This is a genomic window from Nocardia sp. NRRL WC-3656 (assembly GCF_000720265.1).
Taxonomy (GTDB): Bacteria; Actinomycetota; Actinomycetes; order Mycobacteriales; family Mycobacteriaceae; genus Nocardia; species Nocardia nova.
In genome coordinates this window covers 1-12,909 of sequence record NZ_JOJF01000033.1, presented here as the reverse complement: position 1 = coordinate 12,909, position 12,909 = coordinate 1, and the positions used below count along the sequence as shown (strand labels likewise).

Annotated in this window: 14 protein-coding genes; 10 read left to right on the top strand and 4 right to left on the bottom strand. The window is 65.8% G+C overall.

Annotation, left to right across the window (positions count from 1 at the left end; translation table 11 throughout):
- Positions 1-57: 57 nt before the first annotated feature.
- The 4 genes from IG65_RS0129525 (at position 58) to IG65_RS0129510 (ending at position 2,177) form a co-directional block, all read left to right on the top strand.
- Positions 58-810, top strand: a complete 753-nt coding sequence (locus IG65_RS0129525) for an N-acetyltransferase (RefSeq protein ID WP_030518226.1) — start codon at positions 58-60, stop codon at positions 808-810.
- On the top strand, positions 801-1,025 hold the full coding sequence (infA, locus tag IG65_RS0129520; protein WP_227462776.1) for a translation initiation factor IF-1: 225 nt from the start codon (positions 801-803) through the stop codon (positions 1,023-1,025). The genes IG65_RS0129525 and infA overlap by 10 nt, the downstream gene beginning before the upstream one ends.
- Positions 1,026-1,288: 263 nt before the next feature.
- Positions 1,289-1,714, top strand: coding sequence for an SRPBCC family protein (locus tag IG65_RS36260; protein WP_051757192.1), 426 nt, complete (start codon positions 1,289-1,291; stop codon positions 1,712-1,714).
- Positions 1,707-2,177, top strand: coding sequence for a MarR family winged helix-turn-helix transcriptional regulator (locus IG65_RS0129510; protein WP_063833816.1), 471 nt, complete (start codon positions 1,707-1,709; stop codon positions 2,175-2,177). The genes IG65_RS36260 and IG65_RS0129510 overlap by 8 nt, the downstream gene beginning before the upstream one ends.
- 334 nt (positions 2,178-2,511) lie before the next feature.
- On the opposite strand, the gene IG65_RS0129505 is transcribed toward IG65_RS0129510, so the two are convergent.
- Complete coding sequence (locus tag IG65_RS0129505) at positions 2,512-2,916, bottom strand: hypothetical protein (protein ID WP_030518222.1); 405 nt, start codon at positions 2,914-2,916, stop codon at positions 2,512-2,514.
- Positions 2,917-3,188: 272 nt separating this feature from the next.
- Between IG65_RS0129505 and IG65_RS0129500 the strand changes: the two genes are divergently transcribed.
- A complete protein-coding gene (locus tag IG65_RS0129500; protein ID WP_030518221.1) occupies positions 3,189-4,721 on the top strand; it encodes an acyl-CoA synthetase in 1,533 nt (510 codons plus the stop codon).
- Between the two features lie 51 nt (positions 4,722-4,772).
- Here the strand turns inward: IG65_RS0129500 and IG65_RS0129495 are convergent, their stop codons facing one another.
- Positions 4,773-6,509 carry a pyruvate dehydrogenase gene (locus tag IG65_RS0129495; protein ID WP_030518220.1) on the bottom strand — a complete coding sequence of 579 codons (1,737 nt, stop codon included), beginning with the start codon at positions 6,507-6,509 and terminating at the stop codon, positions 4,773-4,775.
- 724 nt (positions 6,510-7,233) lie between these two features.
- Here IG65_RS0129495 and IG65_RS38715 point away from each other — a divergent pair.
- Positions 7,234-8,124, top strand: a complete 891-nt coding sequence (locus IG65_RS38715) for a helix-turn-helix transcriptional regulator (protein ID WP_030518219.1) — start codon at positions 7,234-7,236, stop codon at positions 8,122-8,124.
- Entirely contained in the window at positions 8,121-8,327 is a 207-nt protein-coding gene (locus IG65_RS0129485) for a DUF397 domain-containing protein (protein ID WP_030518218.1), read from the top strand. The genes IG65_RS38715 and IG65_RS0129485 overlap by 4 nt, the downstream gene beginning before the upstream one ends.
- A gap of 53 nt (positions 8,328-8,380) precedes the next feature.
- Here the strand turns inward: IG65_RS0129485 and IG65_RS0129480 are convergent, their stop codons facing one another.
- The gene (locus tag IG65_RS0129480) at positions 8,381-8,821 is read right to left on the bottom strand and encodes a helix-turn-helix domain-containing protein (protein WP_030518217.1); all 441 of its coding nucleotides are present in this window, start codon (positions 8,819-8,821) and stop codon (positions 8,381-8,383) included.
- Between the two features lie 75 nt (positions 8,822-8,896).
- Between IG65_RS0129480 and IG65_RS0129475 the strand changes: the two genes are divergently transcribed.
- The gene (locus IG65_RS0129475) at positions 8,897-9,811 is read left to right on the top strand and encodes an aldo/keto reductase family oxidoreductase (protein ID WP_081879858.1); all 915 of its coding nucleotides are present in this window, start codon (positions 8,897-8,899) and stop codon (positions 9,809-9,811) included.
- A gap of 34 nt (positions 9,812-9,845) precedes the next feature.
- Here the strand turns inward: IG65_RS0129475 and IG65_RS0129470 are convergent, their stop codons facing one another.
- On the bottom strand, positions 9,846-11,399 hold the full coding sequence (locus IG65_RS0129470; RefSeq protein WP_051757188.1) for an amino acid permease: 1,554 nt from the start codon (positions 11,397-11,399) through the stop codon (positions 9,846-9,848).
- A 281-nt stretch (positions 11,400-11,680) separates the two neighbouring features.
- On the opposite strand from IG65_RS0129470, the gene IG65_RS0129465 reads away from it, so the two are divergent.
- Positions 11,681-12,637 carry an LLM class flavin-dependent oxidoreductase gene (locus IG65_RS0129465; protein WP_197039975.1) on the top strand — a complete coding sequence of 319 codons (957 nt, stop codon included), beginning with the start codon at positions 11,681-11,683 and terminating at the stop codon, positions 12,635-12,637.
- A gap of 54 nt (positions 12,638-12,691) precedes the next feature.
- A complete protein-coding gene (locus tag IG65_RS38100; protein ID WP_156055840.1) occupies positions 12,692-12,835 on the top strand; it encodes a hypothetical protein in 144 nt (47 codons plus the stop codon).
- The last annotated feature ends 74 nt before the right edge of the window (positions 12,836-12,909 follow it).

The following is a 12,909-nucleotide window of genomic DNA, read 5'->3' as shown; positions in this document are numbered from 1 at the left end:
ATTGACGCACGTCGTCATCGGGAGTGCTCGTCCGAGCGATCCCGAGAGGGGACGACAATGCACTCTTCCGAACTCATGGTGACGCGCATCGCGGACCGGCAGTGGCATGCGCTGACGGGCGACCGGATGGTCGGTTGTGGCGAGGCATCGCCGCGGCCCGATGGGCGACTGTTTCTCAGCATCGACTCCTGGCAGGCCGACGCCTTCGATCGGCTCGCCGCCGCCATGCTGGCCGACCTGCCCACACCGCTCTACACGGTGGTCGACGAGTCCGATCTCGAACTGACCGCGCACTGGCGCCGGGCGGGTCTCGCGATCCGACGGCGCGAATGGGAATACCGGGTTCCCACCGATCCGGCGATCACGGGACTCGATTCGGCATCGCCGCCGGGTATCGAGATCCTGAATTTCGGTGCGGCCGAGGCGCATTCACTGCGCGAACTGGACCGCACCGTACGCGCCGAAGTCGAGGCCGCCGCCGGTTGGCAGACCATGCCGGCCGAGGTGATCTCCCCGCCGATCGATCCCGCGAACTATGTAGTGGCGGCCCAGGCCGGCCGCTATGCAGGGCTGTGCCGGGTGACGCAGCCGACTCGGCTACCGCGCATCGGCCTGATCGCGGTTCGCGCCGACGCGCACCGGCGCGGCATCGCTCGCGCCCTGCTGGGGCGGGCGCTGGGCTCACTGCATCGTGCCGGAAAGGCTTGGGCCTCGGCCGAAATCGACGAATCCAACGCGGCGGCGACCGCCCTGTTCGAAGGCATCGGCGCCGAGCGGTCGAACAGCGCCCTGGAGTTGGTGTGGCGATGAAGAAAGGAGCGATCGAAGTTCAGGGGCACGTCGTGGAATGCCTGCGCAACGCGACTTTCACGGTGGAACTCCCCAACGGACACAAAGTCCTCGCCCACCTGTCCGGCAAGGTCCGGATGAACTACATCAAGATCCTCCCGGACGACCGGGTCCTGGTGGAGCTGAGTCCCTACGACCTGACCAGGGGCCGAATCCTGTTCCGTTATCGGAGTTGATGCCCCGTCGGGCGAGGTAAGTCGACGATCTGCGCACCCGTTTCCGTGTGCGCAGGTTCGCCGCCTACCGGGCCGAACTAATCGTGCAAACCTCCGCGGAAATGCGCGAAAACTGCCTATTTCGTCGAGGTTTGCACGGTTGGTTCGCGGCCCGCGCGCCTGGACTGCTCATCCACGACTGAGCTAGCGGGTATCGGCCATCTCATAGGATTGTTGCTGCAACAACAGTTATTGTTGTTGCAGCAACAATTAGGGAGGCAGCCATGATGTACTCGTTCACCGAAGAAGCCGTGGTAACGGGCGAGATCGACCGCATCTGGGCGGTGGCCACGGACGTGGCCCGCTGGGCCGAATGGGATCCGCACGAGGAGAAGGCGCGTATCAACGGGCCGTTCGAAGCGGGAACCAGGGGGTGGGTGAAGCCCAAAGGAGCACCCGCGGGACCGTTCACGATCGTCGCGGTGGAACCCGGACGGTCATGGACCAGCGAGGCGGGCCTGCCGTTCGGCAAGTTGCGGGGCCGGCGCACCTACGAGTCACTCGGCGACGGCACCGTGCGGGTATCGGAGAACGTGGAAGTCCACGGGCCGATGGGACCACTGTTCAAGCTCATCTGGGAAAAGGGTATGCGCGCCGATATGCCGCGCACCTTCGCGGCCCTCGCGGCGGAGGCGGCACGGCGTGGCTGAGCGATCGGCACAGGCCGTACCGCGGGGCCCACTCGTCTCTCCGGGGTTCTGGTTGCATCACGCCGCCCTGGAATGGCGGGCGACGCTGGAGCGAAACCTCCGTCCGCTCGGACTGACGCCCACTCAGTTCAATCTGCTGGCCTCCGCCGGATGGCTGGCCAACCGCGGCGGGCTCCCCACTCAGCAGCAGGCGGCGGATATGGCGGGTGTCGATCGAATGATGGCGTCCCGGGTGATCCGCGCCCTGGAGGAGCGCGGCTTGCTCCGGCGTCACCCCGACCCCGCCGACGCCCGCGTCTTCCGCCTCGAACTCACCTCCGCCGGAAGGAAATTGGCGAGTACGGCGATCCAGGTCGCCGTAGACACCGACGAACAGATCTTCGGCGCGGACGCTGACCTCCTGCGCGAACACCTCCGCCCGATCGCCGCCCACCGTGTACCGGCGGACCGACCGACCGAATGAAACCGACACCGAGCGACCTGATCCGGTAGCGCCGAACGAATTACGTTGTCCGCCGGGTGAAGGCGGCTGCGATCCGACGACCGGATGGCAGCCGGATCCGCACCGGGCAGCATCACCGGCTCGCGGGTGCTGATGGGTCACCGACCGGCGAGGGCGAGCCGAGCCGCGTTCTCCGCACGCGGAACCCCTTCCGCGGCCGAACTATTCGTGCAAACCTCCGTGAGATCGGGCGAAAAGCGGTAACTTCGCCCAGGTTTGCACGATTAGTTCAGCGTCGCTGCAGCGGTATTCGGTCTGCCCGGTCGACACCGCCGTCGACGCGGCATGGGCAGGACTACATCGACCCAGTACACAACATCGGCTGGACCACGAAGTTGTTGCCGGGGTTCGTATCCGGCGTCGTGCTCGTCACCGTGGCGGTGATCAGTTCCAGCGTGCGCGCGGTGCCGACCGTGTAGTTGGCGATTTCTCCCGGTGCCAGAGTGGGTTTGATGATGGATCCGGACGGGCCGAACGGCGTCCAGTAGTTCACCGCGACATTCTCCGCGGTCGCGGTGCCGATATTGCGGACGATCACCTGCAACGGCGGCGGGAAGCCCGGCAGCACCCCGCCACAGTAGGTGTAGACCTCCACATCGGCACCGGCCGGTTCGGCCTGCGCCGCAACGCCGAAACCCACCGCGGTCGTGGCCGCCATCGCCACCCCGGCGGCCAGCACGCCGATACGCCCGATCTTCATAGGAACCTCCCGCTCGACGAACTCTCGTACGGAATATCGAGACCTCGGCAAACCTGTTATGCCCCGAAAAAGGTGGGCGCCGGGCACGCGAGCGTTCGTGTGCTCTCGAGCGGTTCACAAGTTTGGCGATAACTCACGAATCGTCGTTCACTTTCCGCTATCGTCGCGCTCGTCGGGACGGTGTCTCGGCGGGGCCGGTGTCGCGGCGGCGAGCAGGTCCCTCTCGACCGGCGGTCGCGCTAGAGCCGTCGGCGGTGTTGTGGAGGAGCAGGATGTACCCCGGTGCGCATGTCGATCGATTCCCTGATAAACCGGCGGTCGTGCTGGCCGGGAGCGGTAGCACGCTGACCTACCGCGAGCTCGAGGACAACTCGGTTCGCCTCGCGCGCCATCTGTACGAGGCGGGCCTACGCAAGGGCGATCACATCGCGCTGCTGTCCGGCAATACGCTCGAGGTGTACGAGGTTTACTGGGCGGCGTTGCGATCCGGTCTTTACATCACGGCGGTCAACCGGCATCTGTCCGCGGACGAAATCAGCTATATCGTCAACGACTGCGGCGCGCGGGCGCTCATCGTGTCGGCGGAACTGGCGGAGGTGGCCCAGCGGGTGGTCGAGCAGACTCCCGCGGTCGGGATCCGGCTCGCCTTCGGCGGGGATGTCCCCGGCTACGATTCGTATGAAAAGGCTGTGGCCGCAGCGTCTCCCGAACCGCTGCCGGATCAGCCACGCGGCGCCGACATGCTGTATTCGTCGGGCACCACCGGCCGCCCGAAGGGCATCAAGCATCCACTCCCGGATCGGCAGGTCGGCGATGCGCCGGGTGACACCTATACCGCCGTCTTCGGCCCGCTCTACGGATTCGACACCGACACCGTCTACCTGTCGCCGGCTCCGCTTTATCACGCCGCGCCGTTGCGATTCGGCGGCGTGGTTCATGCCCTCGGCGGAACCGTGGTGGTGATGGAACGCTTCGACGCCGAACAGGCGCTCGCCGCGATCGAACGCTATCGCGTCACCCACAGCCAGTGGGTGCCGACGATGTTCGTGCGCATGCTGAAACTGGACGAGAGCGTGCGTACCCGCTACGACGTCTCGAGTATGCGAGTCGCCGTGCACGCCGCCGCGCCGTGCCCGGTGGAGGTGAAGCAGGCGATGATCGACTGGTGGGGGCCGGTGCTGTACGAGTACTACGCCTCCACCGAGGGCAACGGCGCCACCTTCATCGACAGCGAGCAGTGGTTGCGCAAACCCGGCTCGGTCGGGCCGGCGGGCCTGGGCGCCGTTCGCATCTGCGACGACGACGGCCACGAGTTGCCCGCCGGCGAGATCGGCACCATCTATTTCGAGCGCGAAGAAGTCCCGTTCGACTACCACAACGATCCGGAGAAGACCGCGAAGGCAATCCATCCCGAGCATCCGACCTGGACCACCACCGGCGATATCGGCTATATCGACGCCGACGGATTCCTGTTCCTGACCGACCGCAAGGCGTTCATGATCATCTCCGGCGGGGTGAACATCTACCCGCAGGAAATCGAGGACGCCCTGGCCCTGCATCCGGATGTCCTCGATGTGGCGGTGATCGGGGTCCCCGACGAGGAGATGGGCGAATCGGTGAAGGCGGTCGTCCAGCCCGCACCCCGCGTCGAGCCGGGACCCGAACTGGCACAACGACTTCGCGACTTCCTGCGCGAGCGCATCGCCCACTACAAGGTGCCGCGCAGCGTCGATTTCGCCGACGAATTGCCCCGTACGCCGACGGGAAAGCTGGTCAAGGGCAAGCTGCGCGAGCAGTACGTGTGAGGTTCGCCGGCGGCCCCGGCAACCACGAATCCGGCTGGCACACGGCGCGTTTCAGCGCGGCACGTTGCGCAGGTTCGATCGGGCCATGTCGATCATCCGGCCCACGCCGCCGGTCAGCACGATCTTGCTGGCCGCGAGCGCGAAGCCGCGTACCTGCGCGGCGGTGATGTGCGGCGGGAGGGACAGGGCGTTGGGGTCGGTGACGAGGTCGACCAGGGCGGGGCCCGGATGTTCCAGCGCTTCGGCGATGGCATTCCGGATCGCGAACGGATCCGTCACCCGCGCCGCGTGGATGCCTGCGGCGCGGGCGACGGCGGCGAAATCGACCGGGGCGTGGTCGGTTTCGAAATTCGGCAGGCCGTCCACCAGCATTTCCAGCCGGACCATACCCAGCGACGAATTGTTGAAGACGATGATCTTCACCGGCAGCCGATGCAACGCCACGGTGAGCAGCTCACCCATCAGCATGCCCAGACCGCCGTCGCCGGACATCGAGATCACCTGCCGGTCCGGATAGGCGAATTGCGCGCCGATGGCATGGGGCAGGGCGTTGGCCATGGTGCCGTGCAGGAACGACCCGATCACCCGGCGGCGGCCGTTCGGGGTCAGATAGCGGGCCGCCCACACATTGCACATGCCGGTGTCGACGGTGAAGATCGCGTCGTCGGAGGCGAGTTCGTCGAGAATGTCGGCGGCGTACTCGGGGTGAATCGGCTTGTGGTCGGCGACATTTCGGGTGTAGGCGTCGACGACCTGCTCGAGCAGCCGGTAGTGCTCGCCGAGCATGCGGTCCAGGAATTCCCGGTCGGATTTCTGCGCCAGGAGGGGAAGGACCGCGCGCAGGGTTTCGCGAACGTCGCCGTGCACCGCCAGCCGCAGTGGCGTGCGCCGGCCGAGGCGGGCGGCATCGTGGTCGATCTGCACGGTATTGGCTCCCGGCAGGAATTCGTCGTAGGGGAAATCGGTGCCCAGCAGCAGGACCAGATCGGCTTCGTGCATGGCCTTGTAGCAGGCGCCGTAGCCGAGCAGTCCGCTCATCCCCACGTCGTAGGGATTGTCGAATTGGATCCATTCCTTACCGCGCAGGCTGTGCCCGATGGGTGCGTGCAGCGTCTCGGCGAGCCGCATCACCTCTTCGTGCGCGTCGCGAACGCCGGCACCGCAGAACAGGGTGACGGTTCGTGCCGCGTTCAGCGCGTCGGCGAGCGCCCGCACCTGTTCGGCGGCGGGCATGACGCGACCGAGTTCGGAGACGAGGCTCGTTTCGCCGGTCGGATGCGCGGTGTCCAACTGGGCGACATCGCCCGGGAGCACCACCACCGACACCTCATGGCGCGCCAGCGCATGCTGGATCGCGATCCGCAGCATGCGCGGCATCTGCTCGGGCCGGCTGATCATTTCGCAGTATCCGCTGCATTCGACGAAGAGGCGTTCCGGATGCGTTTCCTGGAAGAACTGCGTGCCGATCTGATCGGAGGGGATGTGGGAGGCCAGCGCCAATACCGGCGCCCCGGTGCGGTGCGCGTCGTAGAGGCCCTGGACGAGATGGGTGTTGCCCGGGCCGCAGCTTCCCGCGCACACGGCCAGGCGGCCGGTCAACTGCGCCTCCGCCGCCGCGGCGAAGGCGGCGGCCTCCTCGTTGCGCACATGCACCCATTCGATCTGCGGGGTACGGCGCACGGCGTCGACGATCGGATTGAGGCTGTCGCCCACCAAGCCGTAGATCCGCCGCACTCCGGCCTGTACGAGAACGTGCACGAATTGGTCGGCCACATTCGTTTTCGCCATGCGCACTCCTCCACCGCTGTGGTCGGCGCCGGCGTATTCACCTTCGCCCGGAGCCGAAGCTCCCTTCCGGATGAACAGATCGCGATCGCCACGAATACTACCGGGCGGGGTGGAGCGGAAATGGCGTCGCACAGCACGCGGACCGCTTGCCGCAGCTGAGCAGATTTCGCACAGAGCGCCGAGGCGCGCCCTGCTATTCGATGTCGTAGGCGATTCACGGCCAAGGTGCGCCGACCGTTGGCGAAATTGCCCCCTGAATATTCACAGCACATTCCAGTCAACCGGCCGAGCCATCGTCCGGCACGATCTTGCGGCGGCAAAGACGTTGGCGGACAGTAGATATCGGCCACCCCGCATACGGCGCCACCCACTTGCCGATACGACCGACGACGCATACACGACATCGAGCAACCACCACCGTGATCTCGATGTGATCGGCGATCGGAGGTCCGTACATCCATGCGCTCCTGAGGCTTTCGGTAATGGCATGCCCGATAGCCGGGGCCGGAGACCGCCGCATCGCGGAAAACGACCGGAATTCGGCGGTTGGTTCTTCCCGGCTACCGAGGCTGATGCCAGTACACTCGAAACGTCCCGCATCCGGAATGGGCAAGTGCCCGAATGTTTTTCACGGATCCCGGACATTCACTACGGGGACAGAACTTCGAACGCCACCACAGGGTGGCTTCCAGAAACAGGCTCGATCGTCAGGGAGGCTAAAGATATGTCCGTCACCGGCAGCACCCTCGCCCGCCGCGCCCTGGGGCGCGAACTGCGTCGCCTCCGCGAGGCCAAAGGACTGAAACAGGCCGCCGCCGCCCGCGCCGCCGAAACCTCACCCCAGTCCATCGGCCGCATCGAGGAGGGTCTGTCGACGAGAACCACTGGGCTGCAGGTGAATGCGCTGTGCGACTTCTACGAGGCGTCGGACGAGGAGCGCCGGACACTGCTGGGATTGGTGTCCGAGGTACGGGCATCGCGGGAGCGCGGAGGCGGGTGGTGGAGGGCATATGCGGACGCCAAGATCCCCAGCGGGTTCGACCACTACCTCGCCCTGGAAGAGGCCACCAGTCGTTTGACGGCATGGAAAACCGAGATCGTGCCCGGCTTGTTGCAGACAGCTGCATATCGGCGCGCACTGGCCTGGTCGGAGATTCCCGAACTGGCCCCCGAAGCTGTCGAAGGGCGTCTGGAAGTGACTGCTCACCGGCAAAAGCGCCTCGAAGACCCCACTTTCATGCTGGATGTTCTACTGTCCGAAGCCGCTGTGCGAGACCAAGTCGGTGGCCGAAACGTGTTGGCAGAGCAGCTGGTTCACCTAGCGAAGATGTGCGAAAGGCCGAACGTCTCCATACGGATCGTCCCGTTCAACGCTCGCCGCCACACCGGGCCGCTCGCCGGGTCGTTCATTCTCCTCGAATTCCCCGACCTGCCGCAGTCGAAATTGTCGGAACCGCCGGTGGTGTACATCGAAGCGTATGCGGGCGATCTGTACTTGGAGCGGCCCGAGGAAGTGACTCGCTATCGCGCTGCGTTGAGCGCGATTCAGCAGGTAGCGTTGGACGAACACGACAGCAGGAACATGATCCTGGCACTAGCTGAGGAGTTCGCGTGAGCATTGATCTATCCGGCGCCCAGTGGTTCAAGTCCAGCCGCAGTTCGTCAGGCAAGGAATGCGTCGAGGTTGCCCACCTTTCCGAAGGTATGGTCGGCGTCCGCGACTCCAAGAACCCCACCGGTCCCGCCCTCGTCTTCGCCCCCGCCGAATGGGATGCGTTCACCGCCCGCCTCGAGCGCGGCAACTTCGACCTCACCTAACCTTCTGTGCCACAAGGGCGTTCGAGCACCATCGCTCGAACGCCCTTGTCATATCAGGAGGTGCGAGCGTCGTGGTTCTCACGGTGGGCCAACACCTCGTCCATATGGTCCTGCGCCCAGGATCTGAGGCCGCGCGTCAGGTGGTGGAGTGAGAGGCCGAGTTCGGTGAGCTCGTAGGTGACCGTGACCGGAACGGTCGGCGTCACTGTGCGGGTGAGCAAGCCATCACGTTCGAGAGCCCGCAGGGTTTGGGTCAGCATCTTCTGGCTGACTCCGACCAGCAGCCGCGATAGTTCGGAGTAGCGCATCGCCTTCGCGGCAGCCGCGACACCGGGCCGATCGGAGGGGTCGCCCGCATCCCCGCTCAATGCGCACAAGATCAGCACGACCCATTTGTCGGAGATTCGATCGAGGAGTTGACGACTGGGGCATGCCGCCAGGAATGCGTTGTACTCCGCGCTGCTTCGAGCCCCCTCGAATACCTTCGCTGTCACCGGTCTCGCCTTTCACTTTCGGAGAGTTACGCACTTTCAAGTGCCTACTTCCCGAAAGGAAGTAGCTCTCCAACAATGGTGCCAGGAGGTCGGAGACTCCCGATCGGAGACGAAAGGCACCACGTGAGCACACCCCTACTTCCCGGCGGTACCCGAATGCTCGGCGACGCGACTGTCACCCGGTTCGGCTACGGCGCCATGCAGCTCGCCGGCCCCGGGGTCATGGGGCCGCCCGCCGACCGCGACGGCGCGCTGGCCGTGCTACGCGAGGCAGTCGATGCCGGTATCACCCATATCGACACCAGCGCCGCATACGGGCCCCACGTGACGAACGAGTTGATCCGTGAGGCGCTGCACCCCTACCCGGACACGGTGTACATCGCCACGAAGGTCGGGGCGCGCCGCGACGCGCAGGGCGGCTGGCCTACGGCCCGGTGTCCCGAAGACCTGCGCGAACAGGTGCACCAGAACCTTCGGTCGCTCGGAGTCGAGACCCTCGATCTGGTCAACCTGCGCATGGGCGATGCCGCAGGCACCCAGCCCGGCTCGCTCGCAGACGCATTGGAGACGCTCGCCGACCTTCAGCAGGATGGCCTGATACGCCATCTCGGAGTCAGCAACGTCACCGCGGATCAAGTCGCCGAGGCGCGGAGCATCGCGTCGATCGTGTGCGTGCAGAACATGTACAACCTCACCCACCGCCACGACGACGACCTCATCGACCGGCTCGCCGCCGACGACATCGCCTACGTGCCGTACTTCCCGCTCGGTGGCTTCACGCCGCTACAGTCGGAGACACTCGCCCAGGTCGCGAGCCGAGTGGGTGCCGCGCCGCTGCCGGTGGCGCTGGCCTGGCTGTTGCGGAGGGCACCGAACATTCTGCTCATCCCCGGTACGTCATCCGCGACTCACCTGCGCGAAAACATCGCGGGGGCCGGGCTTTCACTGTCGGACGAGGACGTCGCCGCGCTGGACGGAATCGGCCGCTGACCATGCCGCCGAGGAGCCGCTCACCCGTGGCCGCTCATACCTCGTGGCTGGGTCGGCGCCGGCCCGGATCCTCCACGATCACCTCCGGCTCCGCCGGCCTTCCCGGCCACGGCCGCTCGGCGACCACCGGGAACTGGCCGGTGTGGTCGTGGCGAATCGCCGCTATTCGCAACACTTTCCGGCGTGTCAGGAACCATCCCCCGACGAGGACGGGGCCCATCACACAGACCGTCGCCACGACCGCCCAGCGTTGGATCGGGTCGCTGCTGCAGGCCATCAGTGCCACCACGGCCACCAGGAAGACGAGGGTGGCGATACCGCTGTAGGGCGCGCCGATCATGCGGTACGCGGGGCGATGGGAGATGCCGTCCCACCAGCGGCGCCACAGGCGCAGCTGGCAGAGCAGCACCACCATCCACGAGACGATCGTGCCGAGAGCCGAGACGTTCAGCACGATTTCGAAGGCCTTGTCCGGCACCACGGCGTCGAGCCCCACGCCGATCAGCGCGATCAGGCCGGTGGCCAGGATGCCGATGTAGGGCACGCCGGTGCGGGACATGCGGCCGGCCACGGCGGGGGCGCTGCCGTTCGCCGACATCGAGCGCAGGATGCGGCCGGTGGAATACAGGCCGGCGTTGAGACTGGAGAACGCGGCGGTGAGCACGATCAGATTCATCATCGACCCGGCAGCGGGGACGCCGATGCGGGCGAAGAAGGTGACGAACGGGCTCTCGCCGTCACGAAAGGCGGTGTAGGGCAGCAACAGTCCGAGCAGGACGAGTGAGCCGACATAGAACACCCCGATGCGGGCGATGACCGAATTGATGGCGCGCGGCATCACCTCGTGCGGATTCTCGGTCTCCCCCGCCGCGATACCGACCAACTCCACTGCCGCATAGGCGAATACGACGCCCGTGGTGACCGTGACGAGCGGCAGCACACCGGTCGGGAACAGTCCGCCGTGATGAGCGATCACGCCGACCCCCGTGGCTTCGCCCCGGATGGCGAACCGGCCGTCGAGAAAGACCGAGCCCACGATCAGAAATCCGATGAGGGCGACGACTTTCACCAGCGCCACCCAGAATTCGAGCTCTCCGAACCATCGCACCGAGATCAAATTCGTGCCGACGACCGCGACCAGCGCCACGAGTGCGATCACCCACTGCGGCACCACCGAGAACGCACCCCAATATCGGACATATGTCGCGATCGCGGTGATGTCGACGATGCCGGTCATACACCAGTGAAAGAAATACATCCAGCCGACGGCAAATGCGAGTTTCTCGCCATAAAATTCGCGCGCGTAGGATACGAACGATCCCGACGACGGCCGATACAGTACCAACTCCCCCAGCGCGCGCAGCACGAAGAAGACGAAGACACCGCAGACCGCGTAGACCAGAAAGAGCCCCGGACCTGCATCGGCGAGACGTCCGCCCGCACCGAGGAACAGCCCGGTGCCGATCACTCCACCGATCGCGATCATCTGCAACTGACGGTTACGTAACGACTTTCGGTAACCGTCCTGCTCCGTATGCAACGCCGCGGCCAGAGCCGATAATTCGACGGGTCGGTGGTCTGTGCTCATGACCGGACCTTCCGGTGGACAACATTGAATCTTCAAACAACGTAGCGCCGGACATCGGTACGTTCACCGGTGGGAATATCTATATACCGCGCGGTCGGTTCTCAGAAAATGGACACCTCTACCCCCGATGTCGAAAATTCAAACGTGCATAATCGAATTCGACGAGGGGGCAATTCGATGTCGCCGAATCGTTGCCGGTCTGCTCCGGCGACCGCGATAGCGGCACCGGCCATACCCCGCAGGGAATTGCCGGCACTCGCACCGCGGCCCACGCTGGTCTCGTGAACGACATTCGATACGGCCTGCTCCTCCCCGGCGGCGTCGCGCAGTTGGAACGCGGCGGCGCGGCCCGCAGCCTGGCCGAGCTGGCGGTGACAGCCGAAGGAATGGGATTCGATTCGGTGTGGCTGGGCGATTCGCTGAGCCGGGCTCGGATCGAACCCCTGACGGTCCTGGCGGCCGCGGCGGCGGTGACCGAGCGGATCACGCTCGGGACGGCCGCGCTGATGCCGGCCTACCGGCACCCGGTACAGGCCGCCGCCACCCTCGCATCGCTGGACCAGCTCGCCTCGGGCCGGCTGATCCTCGGCGTCGGCGCGGGATTCCCGGAACTCAGCCGCGCCGAATTCGACCTCGTCGGCGTGAACTACCGAACCCGCTTCTCCCAGCTCGACGACACCGTCGACCTGTGGCGGCGGCTGTGGTCCGGCAACACCGACCCCTTCCACGGCAAGGTTCTCCATTACGACTGGTTGCCGGACGTCCCGCAGCCGCATCGGCCGGGCGGACCGCCCATCTGGGCCACCGGCATCACGCCCGCCGCGCTCGCCCGGACCGGACGGCGCTACGACGGCTGGCTCCCCTACCCACCGGATGTGGCCGCCTATGCCGACGGCCTGGCCGCCGTCCGGTCCGCCGCCTCCGCCGCCGGCCGCGCCGAAACATCCATTACTCCGGCACTTTTCGCGACCGTCTACCTCAGCGACGACGTGCAGGAGGGCCGGGCGGCGCTGGACCGCTACGCGCAGGCGACCTACCGGATGCCGGTGGAGACGGTCGAAACGATCCAGGTCCTGCTGACGGGCACCGCCGAAGATGTTGCGGCGCAACTGCATCGGTACACCGACGCGGGCGCCGAACACATCCTCCTGCGCATCGCCGCCCTCGACCCGGCCGAGTTCACCGGGCAATTGGCCCAGATCGAGTCCTTGCTACGGCCCATGACGATCTCGCGCTGATGTGCCGCACATCACTTTTCCGCACTGTCACATCGATCGCGTGAGCGGCATCTCGTGTTCGTTCCCGACAACGATCACGACAGCAAGGACGACGTCATGGAATCCCGCTTCACCCTCACCGACAGTGCACTCGGCGCCAAGTTCGCCAAGCGATTCGGCAACACCAGCATGGTCATCCTTACCTTTCTTTCGTGGTGATAGAGCCCGCAGCCATCGGGTTCCGAATCACCTGGGAGCGGTGGGTTTGGCTTCATGGTCGTTGCCGAGGTTCA

What these genes read in the sequence shown, in the direction of transcription:
- IG65_RS0129525 (WP_030518226.1), top strand. Translation starts at nt 58, where the DNA reads ATGCACTCTTCCGAACTCATGGTGACGCGCATCGCGGACCGGCAGTGG.
- IG65_RS36260 (WP_051757192.1), top strand. Translation starts at nt 1,289, where the DNA reads ATGATGTACTCGTTCACCGAAGAAGCCGTGGTAACGGGCGAGATCGAC.
- IG65_RS0129505 (WP_030518222.1), bottom strand. Translation starts at nt 2,916, where the DNA reads ATGAAGATCGGGCGTATCGGCGTGCTGGCCGCCGGGGTGGCGATGGCG.
- IG65_RS0129500 (WP_030518221.1), top strand. Translation starts at nt 3,189, where the DNA reads ATGTACCCCGGTGCGCATGTCGATCGATTCCCTGATAAACCGGCGGTC.
- IG65_RS0129495 (WP_030518220.1), bottom strand. Translation starts at nt 6,509, where the DNA reads ATGGCGAAAACGAATGTGGCCGACCAATTCGTGCACGTTCTCGTACAG.
- IG65_RS38715 (WP_030518219.1), top strand. Translation starts at nt 7,234, where the DNA reads ATGTCCGTCACCGGCAGCACCCTCGCCCGCCGCGCCCTGGGGCGCGAA.
- IG65_RS0129475 (WP_081879858.1), top strand. Translation starts at nt 8,897, where the DNA reads ATGGTGCCAGGAGGTCGGAGACTCCCGATCGGAGACGAAAGGCACCAC.
- IG65_RS0129470 (WP_051757188.1), bottom strand. Translation starts at nt 11,399, where the DNA reads ATGAGCACAGACCACCGACCCGTCGAATTATCGGCTCTGGCCGCGGCG.